The following is a 22,390-nucleotide window of genomic DNA, read 5'->3' on the forward strand; positions in this document are numbered from 1 at the left end:
ATCTGTTGCTGTACTGTGAATGACACACATTTTGTGTCCAACATTCACGTAAAGGTAAGTTTGATGTCTAAGATTAAAGGTAGCGTTAAGTGGTTCAATGAATCTAAAGGTTTTGGTTTCATTACCCCTGAAGATGGCAGCAAAGATGTTTTCGTTCATTTCTCTGCTATTTCCAGCCAGGGCTTCAAGACCCTCGCTGAAGGCCAGCGCGTAGAGTTCGAAATCACCAATGGTGCCAAAGGCCCGTCGGCTGCTAACGTTATCGCTATCTGACTTTAGCCGAATTCTTAAAAAACCCGCCGAAGCGGGTTTTTTTTTGCCTGTCGATCAGGGACATTTACGCCGGTTTGCGTACCAGCGTGACGAACAGCAGGATGGCTATCGCATAGCAGCCGAGCATGGTCAGCGCCATTGAGAGCGCAGGCATACTGCCAAAGCCGGTCACCGGTACGGCAATCGCGCCGAGCGCAAACATACACACCCCCAACAGCGCCGACGCGCTGCCTGCATTTTTCCCCTGACTTTGCATCGCCAGCGATCCGGCATTCGGGCTGACAATCCCGATCACCATCACCGAGAAGAACAGCGGCACCAGCAGCATCATCAGCGGCGCACCAAGACTGGCGGCGATCACCAGCGCGACAGACGCCACGGCAGCAATGCACAGGCCGGTTTTCACCAGCGCCATTTCGCCATAGCGACGGCTAAAGCGGGTGGATACCTGCGCGGAAATGACCAGACCGATGCCGTTGACTGCAAAGCACAGGCTGAACATCTGCGGGCTAAGGTGATAAATCTGCTGCAAGACAAACGGCGATGCGCCGATATAGGCGAACATTCCCGCCATCACGAAGCCTTGCGTCAGGCACAGCCCCATAAACGGACGGTGTTTCAGTAATGAAAAGACTGAGCCGAGCATGCTGAAAATCCCGCCCTGCGAGCGTCGCTCCGGCGGCAGCGTCTCGTGCAACTTCAGCGCGGCGGAGGCAAACAGCATAATGGAGATGACCGCCAGCACGCCGAAAATCCCCCGCCAGTTCATCCAGCTCAGCATCGCGCCACCCAGCACCGGTGCAATGATGGGCGCCAGCCCGTTGACCAGCATCAACAAGGCAAAGAAGCGTGTCAGCTCATGGCCGTTGTACAAATCTCTGGCGACGGCGCGGGAAAGTACTGCGCCACCGGCACCGGCGATGCCCTGAAGTAAACGGGCTACAATCAGTTGATGGATATCCGGTGCTACAGCGCACCAGACTGAGGCAGCCAGCAGCAAAGCCAGCGACCATAACAAGGGACGAATGCGGCCATAGCGATCGCTTAGCGGACCAAAAATCAGCTGGCCGAAACCCAGACCAAGCAGACCGGCGGTGAGGCTTAGCTGCGCGCTGGCGGTGGAAGTATTCAGTTCACCGGCCAGTTCTGGCAGCGCCGGTAAATACAAATCGGTACATAACGGACCGAGAGCGGCGAGTGAGCCGAGAACCAGGGCATAGCCGAGGCGTTTATCTTGCAGGTGAGCACTCATGGTGAAGGATTATTCCGGTTTGCTGGGGGTGAAATCCGAGTTGAAGAGATCCTGAAAGTAGCGATGGTATAACGCTTCCAGAACCTCCGCATCGGCGTGAACGGTGGTCAGACGGCGGAAGGCGGTTCCTTCGCAGATGACGGCGAGGCTTTCGACTTTTGCTGTCATTTCCGCATCCGAAAACTGCGGGAAACTTTTACTCAGGAATGATTTAGCTTCGTTAAACAGCTGCTTTTCTGAATCGCGCCAGATCTTTTCGACCGTAGGATTACGGGTAGCTTCGGCGGCCACCTCAAGCATCAGCGCGTGGTCAATTTCGGCCTGCTCTTTTTGTTCGGTGCAGAAATCTTCCTTAAACGGTGAACTGAGATTGCCGATGCGCCGGTGCGCCAGATTGTGAGCCACCTGTTGTAAATTATGGGCGTTACCGGTGATCAGCTGGATTTTTTTCATCACCATACGACGCACGATTTCTTCGATGATGGCGTCTTTGTTGGCGAAATAACGATAAATCTGCCCCACGCTGAGCTGCGACGTTTTGGCTATCTCAGCCATGCCGGCACCGTGAAAACCGTGCTTACGAAAACACAGTCGGGCGGCGGCGATAATCTGGTCACGCCGGGCGCTGATACGGGCATCTTTACTGCATTGTTGGGGGGCAAGCATGGGTGTCCTGGCGTATCGCCGTCATTGGTTGTGAACGATCATTCTCAATTATAGGCAATAAGGCACGGCAGGTAAATATGAGTATGCGGAATGCAACAAAAACGGCGCACTTCAGAGAGGTGCGCCGTTTTTTGAAAAGGGGAGTGTAAACCGGTGGTATTAAGAGAAATAGGCCTGGAAAAAAGCGGCAACGGTCAGGACACAAAGGGCCACAACCAGATATTCAGATGACGTTTTTGGAGCAGAAAACATGGCATACCTCAGAGTGTGCAATTAATGAGTCCGATTTAATGCTCACCATTATCTGCAAGGAACATGAAGGAAACATTAAGACACTGAGAAGGGATGTGAATCTGCATCACAGTTCGAACACAACAACGGGGCGTTTGCGCAGAAAAGCCCCGCTGCCGGAGAGGATCAGTGTGCGGTGTACCAGCTGACCAGCGCGAACGCCAGTAAGGTCATGGCAAGGGAGCCGGCCAGATTAAGCGCCATGTTGAGCATCGCCGCACCGAAACGGCCATCCTGCAACATGTAAACCACTTCCAGCGAGAAAGTCGAAAAGGTGGTCAGGCCGCCGCAGAAACCGGTAGTGAGCAGCATTTTCCAAACCGGATCCAGGTGCGTCATCTTGCTGAAAATGGCAATACACAGCCCGATGATAAATGCGCCGACCAGGTTAACCGTCAGCGTGCCGACCGGTAGCACCGGGCTCATCCCGTTCATTTTAAGGCTGACATACCACCGGACAACGCTGCCAATGCCGCCGCCGATAAAGACTGCAAGTAAGGTGCTAAGCATATAATCCATTCTAAGTAAGTTGAATTCAGAAAGGTCCGGGCACGACGCTACGAACCTCTCACGAGATTGCGTAGACATCATCAGCCGGTAAAGGCGGTTTGGGAGGAATGTCATCTCCATACAGCAGGCGCTGATTTTAGCGTGAAACGTCAACCCATCGCCAGCACTATGGCATCGGCAATCAGATCGACTTTATCGGCCTTGATCTGACTGGTGCTGATGCGGATAAACTGTCCCGGTCCAATGCGGCAACGTTCACCCGGCAACACGGCGATCCCGCGTGCGGCCAGCGTCACCAGCGCAAACTGCTCAGAAGGTACCGGGATCCATATCGCCAGCCCGTCGCGTTCCGGGATATTCACGCCGCGAATGCGCAGGGCATCCGACATCGCTTTGCGCCGCTCTGCGTACACTGTTTTGGCGTGAGTAATACCGGCCTGCGTTTTCACATCGTTAATCAGCCACGCCAGCGCCTGTTGCAAGATACGGCTCGACCAGCCAGCGCCGAAATTACGGAATGATTTGATTTGCTTCACCAAATCCTCAGAACCGGACAGCACTGCCAGCCGTAAATCAGGGCCGTAGGCTTTGGAATAAGACCGCACATGCACGGTGCGATCCGGCAAGACGCTGCCCATACTGACCGGCGGGTAGGCCGACAGTTGCCCGATGCCGTCGTCTTCGATAATCAGCGTATTGCTCTCGCCAAGGATTTTCGCCAGCGCCGCAACACGCGCGTCATTCAGCGCATGACCGCAGTGAGAATGGGTGCGCGGCTGGTAGATAAATGCCGAAGGGTTTTTAGTCAGCGCCATGTTGAGCGACTCCGGGATCGGGCCGAATTCATCACATTTCACCGGCACAACCTGTGCGCCGAGATTATCCAGCATATCGAGCAGACGCGTCGCCGTCGGGTCTTCAATCGCCACTACGGAACCCTGCATCAGCAATGTTTGCAGCGTGAGATTCATGGCGTCGAAGCCGCCGTCGGCAGCCATAAACGACGGTGCGTCATAAGGCCAGTCAGGTTTGACTGCTTCGAGTAAGGCGGGTGCGATGGCTTCACGCTGATAGCTATTGAGATTGTCAGCACTCACGCCGTGCTGCATGGCTTCATGTAATTCCGGTAACAAGGTCGGATCGGGCGAGGAGAGCGCCAGATCGGCGATGATATGCTCGCCGAAATTACCGATTTTCTCAAAACGGGCAGGGCGCGGTGAGAGCATATCGCCGCAGACCCAGACGCCATTTCTGCCGCGTCCGGCAATGACTTTCTGGCGGCGCAACTGCCCCCAGGCGGCGGATACCGTCGCCGGGCTCACCCCTAACGCCTGCGCCAGTTCGCGAACGGCGGGCAGGTGCGTACCTATCTCGATCACACCCGAACGGATCAGCGCAGCGGTTTCAATTGCAATGCCACGCATCGAACGATCCTGCAATTGTGTTGCTAACCATTGCGCATCCAGCGTTTTTTCAGGGGAATTTTCAGCCATCTTTTTGCCTTTTGTTCAGTAACAAAGATTCTATTGTACATATTAATTTATGCCATTAGTATCAAACTTAGCCAGCGGAGGCGATAAAATAATCACGTTGCAATAATCATGATCTCCTTCGTAAAAGAATTTGGTGCGTTTGTGGAGCGGTTTGTGACCAGCTGATGAACGCACAGTTATTTTTCTGCATTTCAGATGCTGACACTTAAGGGGATAGATGTGACGATTACCATCAGGCTGGCAGTACGTGACTGGGATTATTTTACGCCGCTGGCGTTGGGCGATCTTAAACCTGAAGGGTTTAACCTCGAGATTGATCGTGTGGGAACGCTGGTTGATAACCTGGCGACCAGCGAGAAGTACGATGCAGGCGAAGTTTCTTTCAGCCGTTATGCACAGGGGCGGGCGCGTGGTGAATCCGATCTGCTGGCTATCCCGCATTTCCTGATGCGCGGTTTTCGCCAGCGTTGCATCATCACCCGCGAAGACAGCCCGCTGACCGAGCTGTCGCAGCTGGCAGGGAAACGCATCGGCCTGACCGGCTGGCAGGATTCAGGCAACACCTGGACCCGTACGCTGCTGGCGCTGGAAGGCGTGGGGATTGAAGATGCAAACTGGTACGTGGGACGCCTGACCGAAGCGCACCCGATTGTCGATCGTCTGGCTGGTTTTGGCCGCGAAGGACGCATCGAAACGGTGCCGGGTGAACGTCCGATGATGGAATTGTTGCAGGAAGGCTGGCTGGACGCGATTTTCACGCCGTTTATGCCTGACGGCTTTTTCAAACCGGATTCCGGTTTCCGTCAGTTCCAGCCCGATTTCCGTGCCGCCGAGCTGGCTTATTTCAACCGCGTCGGTTACATCCCCGGCATTCATTTGCTGGCCATCAAACCGGCGCTGGCCGAAGCGCATCCGTGGCTGCCGCAGGCGTTAAGCGACATCATCGACCGTTCCTATGAACTCTGGATGGATAAGCGCGCGAAATACGCCGATACCACGCCGTGGCTGCTGGATGATTTACGTCGCACGGTGGTGGATTTACCGGCGAACTGGAATGCAAACGGTTTCGCGGCGAACGAAAAAATGATCGACGATTTTGCTCATGAATTACACGCACAGGGGCTGACTGCTCAGCGCCTGACGCCGGCAGATTTGTTCCCGCAGTTTGCCACCCGTTAATGGCCGGAGAAGTAATGATGAAAGTTGCATTAGGTCAGTTTGCCGTTTCCCGCGAATGGGAAGCCAACGTCGAAACCTGCCTGTCGCTGATGGCGAAATCGCTGGAAGCCGGAACCGATTTACTGGTGCTGCCGGAAGGTATTTTAGCGCGTGATATCACCGATCCGGATTTAGTACTGAAAGCCGCACAGCCTCTGGACGGTCCGTTCGTCAGCCAGCTGCTGGCCGCCAGCCGTGGTAATCAGATGACCACCATGATGAGCGTGCATACGCCTGCACCTGACGGTCGCGCGTATAACGTCCTGATTTCTATTCGTAATGGTGAAATTATTTCCGAGTACCGCAAGCTGCATTTGTATGATGCGTTCTCCTCGCAGGAATCGAAAAACGTTACCGCCGGCGACGACGTGCCGCCGCTGGTCAACGTTGCCGGTTTTAACGTCGGCCTGATGACCTGTTATGACGTGCGTTTCCCTGAACTGGCGCGCCGTCTGGTACTCGATGGCGCAGATGCGCTGGTACTGCCTGCCGCCTGGGTGAAAGGCCCGCTGAAAGAAATGCATTGGGAAGTGCTGGTCACCGCCCGCGCACTGGAAAATACCACCTATATGGTGGCGGTGGGCGAATGTGGCGAGCGCAATATCGGTAACAGTATGGTGGTCGATCCGCTGGGCGTGGCCATTGCCCGCGCCGCCGAAGCCCCTGCCTTAGTGTTTGCCGAGCTGGACAAAGATCGTCTGGCTCATGCCCGTAAAGTGTTGCCGGTGCTGGCTAACCGCCGTTTTGGGTTGCCGCAACTGAACAACAACGAAGCCTGATTTCCGCCGGTCCTCAACGGCAGAAATTCAGCGCTTAAAAGCAGTAACGCGAGCGCCTCACCAGGGACTCGTTGTAAAGAAAGACCTATAAATAGAAAGCATTACTCTAAAGAAGTCCGCCACGGAAGGCGTTAACTATAAATACACAACATTCATAAACTCACAGACTGATTTTTTACACAGAGGATTAAGAGATGATGGCAAAACAATTACGTCAGGCCGCGGTTCTGACTGCTGCATTACTTTCCGTGTCTTCCCTGAATACCTTTGCTGCTGAAAGTGTTGCGATTCCGACTCAGACAATGGATCCGGCGATCCACGCCAAATTACCTGCGGACATTCAGAAGTCAGGTGTGATGACCTCTGTGAACAACGGCTCTTTCCCTCCCTATGAAATCGTGACCGGCAGCAACGGTCTTGATGGCGCCAGTGCCGATCTGTCCCACGCGCTCGGAGAAGTGCTGGGCGTCAAAATTGAACACGCATCGGTCACCGGTTTGTCCGGCATTTTGAGCGGCATGGCCGCGGGGCGTTACCAGATGGGTATCGGCCCGATTGGTGACTATCCCGATCGCCAGGCGAAGAATGATTTCGTCGATTTCGTGAAGGAGTTTGTGGTGTTCGGCGTGCGTAAAGGCAATCCCGAAAAGATTAACGCGCTCGATGATACTTGCGGCAAGCGTATCGCCGTCATGGCGGGTGGTTCGGCTGAACAGGTGATCCGCAAGCAGTCTGAAGTGTGTGTGAAAGACGGCAAACCGGCCGTGACCGTGCAGTCGTTCAGCGATCAGCCGACGTCCATCCTGGCGGTGCGTTCAAACCGCTCTGATGCCTTCTTCTCTTCTCAGGCACCACTGACTTACTTCGTTGAAAAAGCCAACGGCCAGCTGGAACTGACCGGCACCGGAAAATCTAACGGCTTCGGCGATATCTTCCAGGGCACCGTAGTGCCGAAAGATTCTGCCGTGCGCGATGCGATTCTGGCCGGTTATCAGAAGCTGTTTGATAACGGTACCTACGCCATCATCATGAAAAAATGGGGTCTGGAAGGCAATATGATCCAGGCACCGGGCATCAACCTGGCAAAGGCGCAACCTAAATGACCGACAAAACGTATAGTTCAAAGCCGGCAGTCAAGGACGACTATACGCAGGATCCACGCCGTAACGTTGAGTTCTCCCATGCACCCCGCAGTTTTGGCCGCTGGGTTGCCTGGATTGTGGTACTGCTGATCGCCGCAGATGTGCTCTGGGGCGTATCGCAGAACAAGAACTTTGAGTGGCACGTTGTCGCGCAATGGTTCATGGAAGGTTCGGTGATCAAGGGCCTGGGCGTAACGCTCGGCCTGACCGTGGTTTCCATGTTGCTTGGTGTGTTCATTGGTCTGATGCTGGCCATTGCCCGCTTGTCTGACAGCCTGTTGCTGCGCCAGCTGGCGGGGTTGTACATCTGGTTCTTTCGCGGAACGCCGCTGCTGGTGCAGTTGCTGTTCTGGTACAACATGTCGACGTTATTCCCGCGCGTCGTACTGGGCATTCCTTTTGGCCCGGAATACATGAGCTGGAACACCAATGATCTGATCACGCCGCTGACCGCCGCGATCGCCGGTCTGGCGTTGAACGAAGCCGCGTACATGGCGGAAATCATTCGCGCCGGGTTGCTCTCGGTGGATAACGGTCAGGGCGAAACCGCACAGGCGTTCGGTATGAGCCGCGGGCGCGCGCTGCGCCGGATTATTATTCCGCAGGCGATGCGCTCCATTATCCCGCCAACCGGTAACCAGCTGATCAGTATGATCAAAGCGACATCGCTGGTCAGCGTCATCGCGATGGGCGATCTGCTGTATTCCGTGCAAACCATTTACAACCGTACCTTTGAAGTGGTGCCGATGCTGATGGTCGCGGTTATCTGGTATCTGTTTATCACTTCGCTGCTGAACCTCGGGCAGTCTGCCGTCGAGCGTTACTATTCCCGTGGTACGCGCCGTACGTTACCCAGCGTGAAACGTCGTCAAAACGCTGCGCAAGAAAAAGCTGCGCCGATCATGAATTCACCGGGCATGGCCCGCAAGGAGGACTTATGAATCATACGCCATCCGACGTACAGTCATCCGACACGGCGTCACTGGTGGTTGCCCGTAATGTGCATAAAAGTTACGGCGACAACGAAGTGCTCAAAGGTATCGATCTGGATGTAAAGCCGAGCGAAGTGGTGGTGATCCTCGGGCCTTCGGGCTCGGGTAAATCGACGTTTCTGCGCTGCATTAATCATCTGGAAGATATCGATCGCGGTTCAATCATGGTGGGTGGTGAGCAGATTGGTTATGAACTGCGCGGCGACCGGCTGCACAAATTGTCTGAGCGGGCGATTGCGCGCCAGCGCCGGGACATCGGTATGGTGTTCCAGCAATTCAATCTGTATCCGCACATGACGGTGCTGCAAAACATTATTGAAGCGCCAGTCGGCGTGCATAAAGAATCCCGTCAGGATGCGGAAAAATATGCCCGCGAGCTGCTGGAAAAGGTCGGGCTAAGTGATAAAGCCGATGCCTATCCGCGCCATCTCTCCGGCGGACAGCAACAGCGAGTGGCGATTGCCCGTGCGCTGGCGGTTAAACCTAAGCTGATGCTGTTTGATGAGCCAACGTCCGCGCTCGATCCGGAACTGGTCGGCGAAGTGCTGGCGACAATGCGGGATCTGGCGCAGCAGGGGCTGACAATGATTGTTGTCACTCATGAGATCGGATTTGCGAAAGAAGCCGCAGACCGCGTGGTGTTTATGGATCGCGGGTATGTGGTCGAGCAGGGCGCGGCGGATGAAGTTTTAGTTAATCCGCAACATCCTCGAACGCAGGCCTTCCTCAGCCGCTTTATCTGACCGACAGCGGTGCAACGAAACGCGGGTTTAAATCAAACTTGCGGCGTATTTAGGGCAGCGAAGGACGGAATTGCTTTATAGGCTGGCGGTTCATGCTCATAATAGCCGCCGCTGGTCATAATGCGCACAGGTTTGGATCCGTTCTGTTACATTTTCGGGTTGTATTAGCGTCGCGAATGGCCGTTAATAATGACAGGTTGTTACCGCTGTTTTCTGGCACTCAGTGTAAAGAAGGTATGTATGGAAGGTCTAAGTATTACTAAATTGTTGGTGGTCGGCGTGCTTATCGTCCTGTTGTTCGGTACCAGCAAGCTGCGCTCTTTGGGCGGAGACCTGGGCGCCGCGCTGCGTGGCTTCAAGAAAGCCATGAACGATGATCCGGCTCCGGCAGCACCTGCTGAAAAAACGGCTGCAGAAGAAAAACGCGTAGAGCATAAAGACTGAGAAGTCAGCAATAAGCTCTCTGGCCTTACTGCAGAAAATAAAAAAGGTTGTTCTCGCGAACAACCTTTTTTGCATTCAGAAATTAAGAAGTAACAAAATATTTAAGCGCTGAACTCATTTCAGCGCCGCAGATTATTTTACTTCCATCCCTTTGGCTTGCAGATCGGCGTGATAAGAAGAACGCACGAACGGACCGCAGGCTGCGTGGGTGAAGCCCATTTCCATCGCGGCTTCTTTCATCTGGTCAAACTCTTCCGGGCTGACGTAACGCTGTACCGGCAAGTGGTGACGGCTTGGTTGTAAATACTGGCCGAGGGTCAGCATGGTCACACCGTGGCGGCGCAGATCGCGCATCACTTCGATGATCTCTTCGTTAGTCTCACCTAAGCCGACCATCAGGCCTGATTTGGTAGGTACTTCCGGATGCGCTTCTTTGAAACGTTGCAGCAACGTCAGTGACCACTCGTAGTTTGCCCCAGGGCGAACCTGACGGTAAACGCGCGGTACGTTTTCCAGGTTGTGGTTGAACACGTCCGGTGGTGTCTCATTGAGAATATCCAGCGCACGATCCATACGGCCACGGAAATCCGGCACCAGCGTTTCGATTTTAATCGTCGGGTTCTTGGCACGGATGGCAGCGATACAGTCGGCAAAATGCTGAGCCCCACCGTCGCGCAAGTCATCACGGTCAACTGAGGTGATCACCACGTAACGCAGGCCCATATCGGCAATGGTTTGTGCCAGTTTTTCTGGCTCATTCACATCAGGCGCGGTCGGGCGGCCATGTGCCACGTCGCAGAACGGGCAACGGCGGGTACAAATGGCGCCGAGGATCATGAAGGTCGCGGTGCCGTGGTTAAAGCATTCGGAAAGATTCGGGCAGGCGGCTTCCTCACACACGGAGTGCAAACCGTTCTTGCGCAGCGCCGCTTTGATGCCCTGAATTTTAGTTGAGTCTGCAGGCAATTTGATTTTCATCCATGCCGGCTTACGTAACATTTCCTGCCGGTCGCTGACCACGGTTTTCACCGGGATTAACGCCATCTTATCTGCATCGCGGTATTTAACGCCGCGTTCCATCTGAATCGGTTTACTCATAGTCTTGCAGCTTCCAGGTTTGTCTCTCGTAACGCGAGATTTTTCAGGACATTCAATGAACTGGCTGATTCATCAAAAAAAGTAGAAATAATGCGGAAATTATATCATTGAAGCATCGCTTCGTTCAGCCCTTCGTCATGGCCTGAAGTGCTAAATGCTGCATTTTTTTAACCTGAGTCACATCATCTTTGCACCGGTAAGGGCGTTTTTTGAAGGCAATCAGCTGAATTTACAATGATTTTACTCAGATGGCAGGAGGCGGTTGCTTGGTGTTAATAGGGTGTGAATTTTTTTGCGCCCGTGCGGATTTTTCTTGCTGAACGAACGCATCACCAATGGCATCAATAATCATGCTCAGCGTTTTATCGCTATTGGCCGCTTTGTTGTAATACATCATCATGGTGTAAGAAAGTGTCGGTATTTCGCAGGTAAGCTTCTGTACTTCGAACGTATTGGCAAACATATCCACCAGTTTTTCCGGCAGGATGCCCAGCAGGTCAGTGCTGGCAACCATCGACAGGATATTGATCGCGTTGTAACTGGTGAACACAACTGGCCGGTCGGGCAGGGATTCACTGAGTTCAAATTGCATTCGCTTCAGGTCACTGGCGTTGGTCATGAGCGTGGTTTGCGGCAGTGCGACGGCCTGTTCGGCGCTGAGGGTTTTGTGGACTGTCGGATGGTTTTTCCTGCAAACAAACACGGCGCTGTCCGACATCAGAGTGATGGCTTTCAGTGACTTATTAAATAACGGGCTGATATCGATCACTAAATCGGCACGATGCTGGATCAGCGTATCTTCCGGGTCATGCAGCGGCAGATGTTTAAGCGTGTAGTTACAGTTAATTTTCTCCAGTTCTTTGAGGATCAGCGGAAAAGTGATCAGCGCAATATAGGGGAAACAACTGACGGTCAGCACGCGGGATTTGTCATTATCGTGCGTGAAGTCCAGCCCGGTCAGAATGGAGTTGAGCCCCTGACTGATATGTTTGTGCAGGTTAGTCGCGTACGCCGTCGGGCTGATGCCCTGACCATTGCGGATAAACAACGGATCGGGAAAGGTGTTACGCAATTTCTGAATGGACTGGCTGACCGACGAGGGCGTCAGGTTCAGCGCTTTGGCTGCATGGACAATGCCTTTATGCAGATACACCGCTTCAAAGACTGTCAGCAGGTTAAGATCCAGATTACGGAGCTTGTTCAGGCTGGCACTGATATCTTTATCATCCATATAACATTCCTGACAGTGTAAAAGACTGTCCCGGCGTGCGGCTGGCCGGGGAGTGCGCTTATCCTTAAGCGATAAAATGCTGGCAGAGATTTAGCGATATGATAATAAACCAAATTAATCTGTAAAACCTGTGATTCGTTGTTACGTCTCTTTCAGGCAAATCATGAATCAGAGGCAGTGGCGCTATACTGCTCAATCTGCCACGGAAGATAATCAACCTGCTGATAATTAAGATGATGTTTAAAGGATTTCACCAGTACCGGCATCACCGTATCGACCGTCAGCCCTGGCTTTTCACGGCTGGCCTGCGTCATTTCCAGACCGGCATAACCACAGGGGTTGATGCGGTGGAACGGTTCCAGATCCATATCAATATTCAACGCCAGGCCGTGTAAGGAGCAGCCTTTCCGGATGCGCAATCCGAGCGAGCAGATTTTCTTGCCATCGACATAGACCCCCGGCGCATCGGCGCGAGGATAGGCATCGATCGAAAAATGGGCCAGTGTCTCGACCACGGTTTGCTCGATTGCGGTCACTAACTGACGCACGCCGAGTTTTTTGCGCTTCAAATCCACCATCACATACATCACCTGCTGGCCGGGACCGTGATACGTCACCTGACCGCCGCGATCGCTCTGGATAACCGGAATATCGCCCGGCATCAGCACGTGTTCTGCTTTGCCTGCCTGACCCTGCGTAAAGACGCGATGATGCTCAACCAGCCAGATTTCATCGAGTGCGTCGGCTGTGCGGTGTTCAGTGAAATGATGCATGGCCAGAGAAACAGGTTCATAAGGCTGAAGGCCAAGCTGGCGTAGTACGATATGTTCTTGCGGATTTTGTGATTGCACGGCGGTTACCGTCAGTAGAAGGGAAGAAGCCGCGCGACAGGTTTGCTCCCGCGCGGATTAATCAGAAAGGGCTTACAGCACCATGCGGACAATTTCGATATTGCCGAGCTCATCGTACAGGGTTTCGACCTGATCGATATGCGTGGCGGTGATCGTAATAGAAACGGAGTGGAAATTCCCTTTACTGCTCGGTTTTACCTGAGGATTGTAGTCGCCAGGCGCATGGCGTTGCACGACTTCCACAACCTGGTCCACCAGCTCGGGTTGTGCCAGGCCCATTACTTTGTAGGTAAAGGAGCAAGGGAATTCGAGCAGTTCGTTCAGTTTGGTTTTCATGTGCACTCCAGCATGTTGTACCGCGTATTAAGTATTGTCTCTGAAAGTATAACTCCCGCCGGAGCGGGAGCTAATATCTATACCCATTATATGGGGACTGTTGCAAACTATTTCAAGCGGGCAACTTAACCAAACCAATGATGGAACATCAGTTTGATGTAATCGACGATGCGACCGAAGAAACCGCCTTCTTTCACCTCGTTCATCACCACCAGCGGACGCTCATCAATCGTTTTGCCATCCAGCTGGAAGTTGATTGAACCGACCACCTGATTTTTCTGCAATGGTGCATGCAGTTCTGGCGTATTCAGCACATAGCTGGCTTTCAAATCTTTCATACGGCCGCGTGGGATGGTCAGATACGCATCTTTTTCCACGCCCAGTGCGACGCGATCGGTATCACCAAACCACACTGGCTCAGACGCAAACTCTTTGCCTGCTTTCAGCGGAGACACGGTTTCGAAGAAGCGGAAGCCCCAGGTCAGCAGCTTTTTGCTTTCAACTTCACGGCCTTTGTAAGTATGACCGCCCATCACGGCGGAGATCAAACGCATCTGGCCTTCCGTCGCGGAAGCCACCAGATTGTAACCTGCTGATTCCGTATGGCCGGTTTTTATGCCATCCACGTTCAGGCTTTGATCCCACAGCAAACCGTTGCGGTTCATCTGACGGATATTGTTGAAGGTGAACTCTTTCTCTTTGTAGGTCGCGTACTCTTCCGGCACATCGCGGATCAGCGCCTGGCCGATCAACGCCATATCACGCGCTGAGCTGTACTGACCTTCCGCATCCAGACCATGAACTGTACCGAAATGGGTGTTTTTCAGGCCAAGAGCGTTGACGTAGTTATTCATCATGGCAACGAACGCGTCCTGACTTCCGGCGACATGGTCAGCCATCGCGACGCAGGCATCGTTACCCGATTGCAGAATAATGCCACGGTTGAGTTCAGACACCGGCACGCGATCGCCTGGTTTCAGGAACATCAGGGAAGAACCTTTGAACACCGGATTACCGGTTGCCCAGGCATCCTGACCGACAGTGACAATGTCCGTCGGGCTGATTTTGCCTGCCTTGATGGACTGACCGATAACGTAACTGGTCATCATTTTGGTCAGACTTGCCGGGTCACGGCGGGCATCGGCATTCATTTCTGCCAGAACTTTGCCGGAGTTGTAGTCGATCAGGACATAGGCTTCAGCATCAATTTGCGGAACGCCAGGGATCATTGTTTTTAAATTAACATCGTCGGCATAAGCGGACGCTGCACTGAGGGAGATAACGGTGCCAAATGCGAGGCTTTTGACGAGACGTGAAGTGTTTACAAGTTTCATGATCGGGACAACAACATCCGTAGGAGTAGGTGATAAACGTGCGCCACTATAGCAGAAGAGTCCTGAATCAGACATCTGCGATTACCGGCGCTTACTGATTTTTACTTATGAAACAGGGCTCACGCCCTGGCTCTGAGAATTAATTGCTGGCTGTCACGAACGACTGCTGCTGCGCTTCGCTGGCCAGTCGTTGCTTTAACTGCTCGGCCTGTTGACGCGTGCTGAAGGGGCCGAGTTGTACGCGGTAAGTGCTGCCGTTCGCCTGCACTTTGCCCGGTACCGAGAAACGCTGGCTGAGGCTTTTCTGCCACAACTGTGCATTCTGCGGATTACTCAAGGCACCGACCTGAACCATGTAGCCGGAGCCTGAGATTGCCGTAGTGTGCGCAGGTGCCGCCACGGCGGCGGCGGCGGCAACCGGGGCGGCGGTAGCCATGACCGGCGTGGAGACTGGCTCACTGCTTTCAAGAACGCCATTACGTAACGGCGTTGGTGCGCTGAGGAAACCGCCGCTGCCGCTGTTACCGGACATCGTTGTCGCAGGCGCATTGCCGCTTGCGGCTTCATCATTGGTCAGCGGCGCAGCGTTTGGATTACTCAGCGTGCTGTTATCAATAGGACGCACATCGGAAGTGCTTACCGGCTCTGCCTGCATTGTAGGCGTTCCCATGTCGCTTGCCCCTAAGCTTGGACGCGCGGGCAGGGCATAAGACTGTTTGGCAACGGTAGTGCCGATGGTGCCGGGGCCGGTCATGGTGCCGTCCTGCGCAACATTAATGAAATCGATACGCACTTTAGTGCTGTTGGTCAGGTTCAGACGATCTGCCGCGGCCTGCGACAGGTCGATGATTTTACCCGGCACATAAGGACCACGGTCGTTGACGCGAACCACCAGCATACGGCCAGTGGCCATATTGGTGACGCGCACATAGCTTGGGATCGGCAGCGTAGGGTGGGCGGCGGTCATGGCAGTCGGATCAAATTCTTCGCCAATCGCGGTGGTGTTGCCGCCGTTTTCTTGCCCGTACCAGGCGGCCTGTCCTACCTGCGAGAAGTTGGACGGGTCTTTGACGATTTTATAGGTTTTACCGTTAACGGTATAATCCTGCATCGTACCCTGATTATAAGGCTCGTAACGCGGATCAGCGCCGCCGATTTCCACCACCGGGCCATTGTAAGCCTGTTGTGGTGCCGGTTGTTGTTGCTGAGTTTCGTCAGTGGCGCAACCACTTAACAGCAAACCGATAATGACAGCTCCAAGCCACTCCTTACGCATTGCTCACCTCTATAAATTTTTCGACAACATTTTTCGATGAGTATGTATCGACATGACGATACCAAACCCTGCCATTAGCACGATGAGTGCTGACCCGCCATAGCTGACCAGAGGCAAAGGTACCCCAACCACCGGGACAATACCACTGACCATGCCGATGTTAACAAAGACATAAACAAACAGAATCAGCATCAGTCCACCGGACATGACGCGTCCGAAGGTTGTCTGAGCATGGGCGGCAATCATCAGGCCGCGCATAATGAGGCATAAATACAGGCCGAGCAGCACCAGCACGCCTATCAGACCCAGCTCTTCAGCAAGTACAGCAAAGATAAAGTCAGTATGGCGCTCGGGCAGAAATTCCAACTGTGACTGAGTGCCGTGCAGCCAGCCTTTACCGGAAAAACCGCCTGAGCCGATGGCAATTTTCGACTGAATAATATGGTAGCCCGCGCCGAGCGGATCGCTCTCCGGATCCAGCAACATCATCACGCGATCGCGCTGATAATCATGCATCAGGAAGAACCACAGGATCGGGATAAAGGCGGCGACCAGAATGGCGGCGACAGCGATCAGTTTCCAGCTCATACCGGAGAGGAACAGCACGAACAGGCCGGACGCGGCGATCAGAATCGACGTCCCCAGATCGGGCTGGGCAGCTACCAGCAGGGTAGGGATGAAAATCAGCGCCAGTGCGATGGCGGTATTTTTAAGTGAAGGCGGACACACGTCGCGGTTAATAAAGCGCGCGACCATGAGCGGGACGGCGATTTTCGCCAGTTCCGAGGGCTGGAATTTGATGATGCCTAAATCCAGCCAGCGCTGCGCGCCTTTACTGATGCTGCCAAACGCATCCACCAGCACCAGCAGAAAGACGCAGAAGATATACAGATAGGGCGCCCAGCTTTCGTAAACCCGCGGTGGAATTTGCGCCATGACCAGCATGATCACCAGGCCCATCAGGATCTGGCCGACTTTACGTTCCATCATGCCAAGATCCTGACCACTCGCGCTCCACATCACAAACGCACTGTAGGTCAGCAGCGCAAGTATGATCAGCAACATGGTCAGGTCGATGTGCATTTTCGACCACAATGATCTTTTTTGTTGATTCTCAGTCATTGCTGGTTAATCACCTTCGGTTCCCGGCGGCGCAGGCGCGTCAGCCGGTAATTGTGTCGTGTTATCGCCCAATAAAATATGGTCGAGTATCTGCCGCGAAATCGTCCCCACTGCCGGACCTGCACCACCATTCTCCAGCACCACGGCGACTGCCACGGTAGGCTTATCGTACGGGGCAAAAGAGGTCATCAGTTTATGGTCACGCAGATGCTCTGCAATCTTATGCGCATTATAGATTTCATTGGCTTTCAAACCGTAAACTTGTGCTGTACCGGATTTGGCCGCTGCCTTATAAGGCGCATCAGCAAAATATTTCCGTGCAGTGCCGTTCGGGCGGTTGGCGACGCCATACATCCCGTCTTTGGCGATTTCCCAGTAGCCGGAATGGATGTCACCAATCTGCGTGGTGTCTTCCTGACGATATGGCACCTGCTTGCCGTCAATTTTGGTACTCAGCAACAGATGCGGCGTTTTGACGTCACCGTCATTAATCAGCGTGGTCATTGCTTTCATGATCTGTATTGGCGTAGCAGTCCAGTAACCCTGACCGATACCCACCGGAATGGTGTCGCCCTGGTACCAGGGTTTCTTAAAGCGCTTAAACTTCCAGTCACGGTTTGGCATGTTACCGCTGCGCTCTTCCGAAAGGTCGATACCGGTGTAATGACCGTAACCAAATTTACCCATCCATTCAGAAAGGCGGTCGATACCCATATCGTACGCCACCTGATAAAAGAAGGTATCGGCGGATTCTTCAAGGGCTTTGGTGACGTTCAGACGGCCATGCCCCCAGTGTTTCCAGTCACGATAGCGCTTATCCGAGCCAGGTAACTGCCACCAGCCGGGATCGAATAATGAGGTGTTTTTGGTTATCACGCCGGACGTCAGCGCAGACACGGAAATATAAGGTTTTACCGTTGAGGCAGGTGGATACACGCCCTGCGTGGTGCGGTTAATTAGCGGTTTATCAGCATCATTTAACAGCCGGCTGTAATCCTTGCTGGAGATCCCTTCGACGAACAGATTCGGGTCATAGCTTGGGTTTGAGACCAGCGCGCGGATCGCACCATCACGCGGATCGCTCACCACTACGGCCGCACGGCTGGTGGTCAGGAGTTCTTCAATATATTGCTGCAAAGGCAGGTCGATAGTCAGGTAAATATCTTTACCCGCCTGCGGCGGCTCTTCGTGCAACTGGCGGATCACCCGGCCACGGTTATTCACTTCTACTTCTTCATAGCCGGTTTTACCGTGAAGCGTGTCTTCGTAATACCGCTCGATACCGAGTTTACCGATGTCGTGCGTGGCGGCGTAGTTGGCCAAAATGCCGTCTTTATCCAGACGCTCCACATCACGATCGTTAATTTTCGACACATAGCCGATGACGTGGGTCAGTGCGGAACCGTAAGGGTAATAGCGGCGCTGATAGCCTTTCACTTCCACGCCGGGGAAATGGAACTGGTTCACGGAGAAACGGGCGACCTGCACTTCCGTCAATGCGGTTTTCACTGCAATAGACGTGAAGCGTCTGGAGCGCTGGCGTTCTTTCTTGAAATTATCGATATCGTCAGGGGTTAAATCGACGATGGGCTTGAGGGCTTCCAGCGTGGCTTGCAAATCATCCACTTTTTCCGGGACCAGCTCGAGCTGATAAATGGTGCGGTTTAGCGCCAGTGGCGTTCCGTTGCGGTCATAGATAATGCCGCGGCTTGGCGCGATGGGCACCAGCTTAATGCGGTTATCATTGGAACGTGTCTGGTAATCCTGGAAACGAACAATTTGCAGGTTATACAGATTGAAGGCCAGGACACCGCTAAGTAGCAGAATGCCGATAAACGCCACCAGTGCACGGCGCACGAAGAGGGCTGATTCAGCCGTATAGTCGCGAAAAGGGTTACGATCTATTTTCATCCCACTACTTAATTCATGTTGCTGACATTCAATTCACCACCCGTTATTCGCGGTGGTATGGATGATTGGTGGTAATACTCCAGGCGCGGTAAAGACTCTCCGCCACCAGGACCCGCACCAGCGGGTGAGGGAGCGTCAACGGAGAGAGCGACCAGCTCTGTTCCGCTGCGGCTTTACAGGCCGGTGCCAGCCCTTCCGGACCGCCAATTAACAGGCTGACGTTGCGTCCGTCCTGTTTCCAGCGTTCCAGTTGTTGCGCCAGTTGCGGGGTTTCCCACGGTGTCCCTGGAATATCCAGTGTGACAATGCGGTTCCCCTTTCCGACAGCAGCCAGCATCTGTTCGCCTTCCTTTTCAAGAATGCGTTTGATGTCTGCATTTTTCCCGCGCTTCCCGGCCGGAACTTCAGTCAGTTCAAACGGCATATCTTTGGGAAAACGGTGCAGATAATCGTTAAAACCGGTTTGTACCCAGTCTGGCATTTTGGTGCCGACGGCGACAAGTTGCAGTTTCACGGCTTAGCCCCAGAGTTTCTCGAGCTCGTACAGTTGACGGCTTTCTTCTTGCATGACGTGAACAATCACTTCACCCAGATCAACCACAACCCAGTCGGCTTCGTTAATGCCTTTAACGCCCATCGCATCAATGCCGACGGCTTTAACTTCTTCCACCAGGTGACCGGCGATAGAAACGACGTGACGGCTGGACGTGCCGGTACAAATAATCATGCAGTCAGTAATACTGGATTTACCCACAACATCAATGGCAATGATGTCTTGTGCTTTCAGGTCATCGACTTTATCGATAACAAAATCTTGGAGCGCTTTACCTTGCAAAGGTTCCCCCTGGGGATGTTTGAAACACGTTGACTCCATAAGACGCCCGCCGGTTTAACACCTGAACGATGATCAGTCTCATGAAGGAGTGGCATAGCGGCAATCAGGAAAACGCCTCAAAGCGTTTAATTATCAATAAATTATATTGACGAGTCACGCGACGTAATCGAGAGCCGAAATTTAGCGGCGCAGTATACCACGCGTTGGCTACGCGCGGTACAAGCCCTGTGATTCTATATAGCGCTCAACGGCGACGGGCAGAAGATCTGAACAATCAAGACCCGCCTTACGGCGCTGACGGATTTCTGTCGCTGAAATATTCAGCAGTGGCGTATTGGCCTGATAAATGAATCCGGCAGGCTGAAGCTTGAGTTTATGTGCATCGGTGACACGATGCACATCATACCAACGCTGTAACTCAGGCGTATCGAGCTGCTCGTGATAACCCGGTCGTGCCATAACAATCAGATGGCAAAAATCCAGAAGAGAGCCCCAGCGATGCCATTTGTGCAGCGTCAGCAACGAGTCCTGACCGATAATAAACGCCAGCGGGCAACTCTCGCCATGTTCTTTACGTAACGTTGCAAGAGTCTCAATGGTGTACGACGGCGTATCAACGGCAAGCTCACGCGGATCGACTGAAAACAGCGCATTGCCTTCGACCGCCAGTTCCACCATATGCAGGCGCTGTTGCGGGCTGGCGCCGGGCTGCGGGCGGTGCGGCGGAACATTGTTTGGAAGCAATATTACGTGATCCAGACCGGTGTTCTGCGCCAGTTGCGTAACCGGTTTGAGATGGCCGTAATGGATAGGGTCAAACGTCCCGCCAAAAAAAGCCAGCAACGAAGCAGTTTCACCGGTGGAACGAGAGGGCATTGTCGGCATGGAAATATCCTGCGTCAGTACGAACCTTGTCCGACGAAGCTGACAGGTAAGGGTTTGCCACACAATAGCATGGAGAGGCTTTCCAGCTCCGGCCATACGGACTGGCCGTAATCCTGCTTGAGCGTGATTTCCATTTGCGTCAGCAAACGTACTGCCTGATTAAGATCCGCAAGGGATAAACGCTGTAAGGCCTGGGTTACCAGCGTACGTCTGTTCTGCCAGACTTTTTGTTGATCGAACAAGGTGCGCAGCGGTGTACTGTCCATTTTACGTTTCAGATTCAGCAACATCAGGAGTTCGCGTTGGACAGTACGCAGCAAAATCACCGGCTCGCTGTCTTCCTGTTGCAGTTGACGCAAAATATGCCAGGCACGTTTACTTTTTCCCGCAAGCAGGGCGTCCAGCCAGTGATAAGGGGTAAAATGCGCCGCATCATTTACCGCATCCTCTACACGGGGCAGCGTCAGTTTGCCATCAGGATAAAGCAGTGACAGGCGCTCAAGAGATTGCGCCAAGGCCAGCAAATTACCTTCATAGCAATAGCACAGCAGCTGATTCGCCGGTTCATCAAGTTCAAGGGAAAGTTCTTTAGCGCGACGTGTTACCCAGCGGGGAAGTTGTGCCTGCTCAGGTGTCTGACAGCTGACAAAGACGCTTTTATCACTCAACGCTTTAAACCAGGCGCTGTTTTCCTGGCCTTTGGTAAGTTTGGTACCGCGAAGTACCAGCAAAATGTCATCGTGCAACAGCGTGGTCAGCTTGAGCAGAGGTTCTGCCATCGGCGCCGTCGGGCCATTTTCCGGTAGGATCAGCATCAGTGTCTGACGGCTGGCGAACAAGCTCAGCGCCTGGCAGATGCTGAAAATCGAATCCCATTCAGTATGGGCGTCGAGAATAAACGTGTAATGCTCCTGAAAATCAGCCAGCTGTGCCGCTCTGCGGATGCTGTCCTGACTTTCCTGCAGAAGCAGAGGGTCGTTACCACATAATATATAACAAGCGCGCAGCCCCTCACGGAGCTGCGCGGCAAGTTGTTCCGGATAAACTCGGATCATTGTGCAGAAGTGCTGGCCGGTGCCGTTGATACCGGTGTGGTAACAGACGACGACGGCGTCATTGCATCAGAAGATTTGCTGGCGGAGGAGCCGGTAGTAATCACTTCTACCTTGCCATCCACCTCATCGGCTTTACGCAACTCAGACGCATGAACCGACAACAGTTTACGGATTAATTGTTGTGCAATCTGCTGGCGCATCTCTTCGCGAATGATCTCCTGTTCGTTATCCTTCGCCAGCGCCGTCAACGGGTTGTCAAAGAATGAACGGAACACGATGGCATTGATCGGATAAATATCTTTACCCGGCATCAGAACCGTCGCACTGACACTCATTTGCATCTGATATTCAGCCGTTTTACCGTCCTGGAATACCGATGCAGTGCTTTGACCACTTGTTTCAGGACCAATTCGTAACGAAGGAATATCCTTACGCTCACCGGTTGGATCATCAACAATGGTCACGTTGCTCAGGCGCAACTGAGTACGAATATCACGCGTTAACGGACCGTAAGGATCCCCGCTGTCCAGAACGATAGTTTGCAGTTCGTCAGGCACATTGGTTTTTCCACGTAAATGGAATCCACAGCCTGCGGTAACCATGACTGATGCTGTCAGCAGCAGTGTCACTATACGATGTCGCACAGCTCCTCC

General features: G+C 53.4%; 24 protein-coding genes and 1 riboswitch. Of the genes, 7 read left to right on the plus strand and 17 right to left on the minus strand.

Annotated features, from left to right (window positions below; all coding sequences use genetic code 11):
- Window positions 1-63 precede the first annotated feature (63 nt).
- On the plus strand, window positions 64-273 hold the full coding sequence (cspE, locus tag ACMHLI_RS03155; RefSeq protein ID WP_056772010.1) for a transcription antiterminator/RNA stability regulator CspE: 210 nt from the start codon (window positions 64-66) through the stop codon (window positions 271-273).
- Between the two features lie 64 nt (window positions 274-337).
- Here cspE and ACMHLI_RS03160 read toward each other — a convergent pair whose 3' ends face one another.
- The 4 genes from ACMHLI_RS03160 to ACMHLI_RS03175 all read right to left on the minus strand — a co-directional run bounded on the left by ACMHLI_RS03160 (window position 338) and on the right by ACMHLI_RS03175 (window position 4,485).
- On the minus strand, window positions 338-1,525 hold the full coding sequence (locus ACMHLI_RS03160; RefSeq protein ID WP_413528215.1) for a multidrug effflux MFS transporter: 1,188 nt from the start codon (window positions 1,523-1,525) through the stop codon (window positions 338-340).
- Window positions 1,526-1,534: 9 nt separating this feature from the next.
- Complete coding sequence (locus ACMHLI_RS03165; RefSeq protein ID WP_413528216.1) at window positions 1,535-2,191, minus strand: TetR/AcrR family transcriptional regulator; 657 nt, start codon at window positions 2,189-2,191, stop codon at window positions 1,535-1,537.
- 417 nt (window positions 2,192-2,608) lie between these two features.
- Window positions 2,609-2,992, minus strand: coding sequence for a fluoride efflux transporter CrcB (crcB, locus tag ACMHLI_RS03170; protein WP_413528217.1), 384 nt, complete (start codon window positions 2,990-2,992; stop codon window positions 2,609-2,611).
- Window positions 2,993-3,056: 64 nt separating this feature from the next.
- A riboswitch (Fluoride riboswitch) is annotated at window positions 3,057-3,119 on the minus strand.
- Between the two features lie 22 nt (window positions 3,120-3,141).
- Window positions 3,142-4,485, minus strand: a complete 1,344-nt coding sequence (locus ACMHLI_RS03175; protein ID WP_413528218.1) for an aminotransferase class I/II-fold pyridoxal phosphate-dependent enzyme — start codon at window positions 4,483-4,485, stop codon at window positions 3,142-3,144.
- 219 nt (window positions 4,486-4,704) lie between these two features.
- Here ACMHLI_RS03175 and ACMHLI_RS03180 point away from each other — a divergent pair, with 219 nt between their 5' ends.
- The 6 genes from ACMHLI_RS03180 (at window position 4,705) to tatA (ending at window position 9,803) form a co-directional block, all read left to right on the plus strand.
- The gene (locus tag ACMHLI_RS03180) at window positions 4,705-5,664 is read left to right on the plus strand and encodes a nitrate ABC transporter substrate-binding protein (protein WP_413528219.1); all 960 of its coding nucleotides are present in this window, start codon (window positions 4,705-4,707) and stop codon (window positions 5,662-5,664) included.
- A 17-nt stretch (window positions 5,665-5,681) separates the two neighbouring features.
- On the plus strand, window positions 5,682-6,482 hold the full coding sequence (locus ACMHLI_RS03185; protein ID WP_413528296.1) for a deaminated glutathione amidase: 801 nt from the start codon (window positions 5,682-5,684) through the stop codon (window positions 6,480-6,482).
- A gap of 194 nt (window positions 6,483-6,676) precedes the next feature.
- On the plus strand, window positions 6,677-7,585 hold the full coding sequence (locus ACMHLI_RS03190; protein ID WP_413528220.1) for an ABC transporter substrate-binding protein: 909 nt from the start codon (window positions 6,677-6,679) through the stop codon (window positions 7,583-7,585).
- On the plus strand, window positions 7,582-8,565 hold the full coding sequence (locus ACMHLI_RS03195; RefSeq protein WP_413528221.1) for an amino acid ABC transporter permease: 984 nt from the start codon (window positions 7,582-7,584) through the stop codon (window positions 8,563-8,565). Before ACMHLI_RS03190 ends, ACMHLI_RS03195 begins: the two co-directional genes overlap by 4 nt.
- Window positions 8,562-9,359 (plus strand): amino acid ABC transporter ATP-binding protein, encoded by a 798-nt coding sequence (locus ACMHLI_RS03200; protein ID WP_413528222.1) that lies wholly within the window; start codon window positions 8,562-8,564, stop codon window positions 9,357-9,359. Before ACMHLI_RS03195 ends, ACMHLI_RS03200 begins: the two co-directional genes overlap by 4 nt.
- A gap of 240 nt (window positions 9,360-9,599) precedes the next feature.
- Window positions 9,600-9,803 (plus strand): Sec-independent protein translocase subunit TatA, encoded by a 204-nt coding sequence (gene tatA, locus ACMHLI_RS03205; protein ID WP_112169037.1) that lies wholly within the window; start codon window positions 9,600-9,602, stop codon window positions 9,801-9,803.
- A 132-nt stretch (window positions 9,804-9,935) separates the two neighbouring features.
- Here the strand turns inward: tatA and lipA are convergent, their stop codons facing one another.
- The 13 genes from lipA to lptE all read right to left on the minus strand — a co-directional run bounded on the left by lipA (window position 9,936) and on the right by lptE (window position 22,381).
- Window positions 9,936-10,901 (minus strand): lipoyl synthase, encoded by a 966-nt coding sequence (gene lipA, locus ACMHLI_RS03210; protein ID WP_112169035.1) that lies wholly within the window; start codon window positions 10,899-10,901, stop codon window positions 9,936-9,938.
- A 244-nt stretch (window positions 10,902-11,145) separates the two neighbouring features.
- Window positions 11,146-12,132, minus strand: coding sequence for a YbeF family transcriptional regulator (locus ACMHLI_RS03215; RefSeq protein WP_413528223.1), 987 nt, complete (start codon window positions 12,130-12,132; stop codon window positions 11,146-11,148).
- Window positions 12,133-12,293: 161 nt separating this feature from the next.
- Window positions 12,294-12,983 (minus strand): lipoyl(octanoyl) transferase LipB, encoded by a 690-nt coding sequence (gene lipB, locus ACMHLI_RS03220; protein ID WP_413528224.1) that lies wholly within the window; start codon window positions 12,981-12,983, stop codon window positions 12,294-12,296.
- 72 nt (window positions 12,984-13,055) lie between these two features.
- Entirely contained in the window at window positions 13,056-13,319 is a 264-nt protein-coding gene (gene ybeD, locus ACMHLI_RS03225; protein WP_112169030.1) for a DUF493 family protein YbeD, read from the minus strand.
- 125 nt (window positions 13,320-13,444) lie between these two features.
- A complete protein-coding gene (gene dacA, locus ACMHLI_RS03230) occupies window positions 13,445-14,653 on the minus strand; it encodes a D-alanyl-D-alanine carboxypeptidase DacA (RefSeq protein ID WP_413528225.1) in 1,209 nt (402 codons plus the stop codon).
- Window positions 14,654-14,792: 139 nt separating this feature from the next.
- On the minus strand, window positions 14,793-15,929 hold the full coding sequence (gene rlpA, locus ACMHLI_RS03235; RefSeq protein WP_413528226.1) for an endolytic peptidoglycan transglycosylase RlpA: 1,137 nt from the start codon (window positions 15,927-15,929) through the stop codon (window positions 14,793-14,795).
- A gap of 9 nt (window positions 15,930-15,938) precedes the next feature.
- Window positions 15,939-17,051 carry a peptidoglycan glycosyltransferase MrdB gene (gene mrdB, locus ACMHLI_RS03240; protein ID WP_112169024.1) on the minus strand — a complete coding sequence of 371 codons (1,113 nt, stop codon included), beginning with the start codon at window positions 17,049-17,051 and terminating at the stop codon, window positions 15,939-15,941.
- A gap of 6 nt (window positions 17,052-17,057) precedes the next feature.
- Entirely contained in the window at window positions 17,058-18,962 is a 1,905-nt protein-coding gene (mrdA, locus tag ACMHLI_RS03245; RefSeq protein WP_413528227.1) for a peptidoglycan DD-transpeptidase MrdA, read from the minus strand.
- Between the two features lie 43 nt (window positions 18,963-19,005).
- A complete protein-coding gene (gene rlmH, locus ACMHLI_RS03250) occupies window positions 19,006-19,476 on the minus strand; it encodes a 23S rRNA (pseudouridine(1915)-N(3))-methyltransferase RlmH (RefSeq protein WP_013576495.1) in 471 nt (156 codons plus the stop codon).
- 3 nt (window positions 19,477-19,479) lie between these two features.
- A complete protein-coding gene (gene rsfS / locus ACMHLI_RS03255; RefSeq protein WP_056771497.1) occupies window positions 19,480-19,797 on the minus strand; it encodes a ribosome silencing factor in 318 nt (105 codons plus the stop codon).
- Window positions 19,798-20,004: 207 nt separating this feature from the next.
- Entirely contained in the window at window positions 20,005-20,673 is a 669-nt protein-coding gene (nadD, locus tag ACMHLI_RS03260; RefSeq protein WP_413528297.1) for a nicotinate-nucleotide adenylyltransferase, read from the minus strand.
- A gap of 23 nt (window positions 20,674-20,696) precedes the next feature.
- Window positions 20,697-21,737, minus strand: coding sequence for a DNA polymerase III subunit delta (holA, locus tag ACMHLI_RS03265; protein ID WP_413528228.1), 1,041 nt, complete (start codon window positions 21,735-21,737; stop codon window positions 20,697-20,699).
- A complete protein-coding gene (gene lptE / locus ACMHLI_RS03270; RefSeq protein WP_413528229.1) occupies window positions 21,734-22,381 on the minus strand; it encodes an LPS assembly lipoprotein LptE in 648 nt (215 codons plus the stop codon). Before lptE ends, holA begins: the two co-directional genes overlap by 4 nt.
- Window positions 22,382-22,390 lie beyond the last annotated feature (9 nt).

It is taken from the genome of Rahnella inusitata (assembly GCF_965118895.1).
Taxonomy (GTDB): domain Bacteria; phylum Pseudomonadota; class Gammaproteobacteria; order Enterobacterales; family Enterobacteriaceae; genus Rahnella; species Rahnella inusitata_A.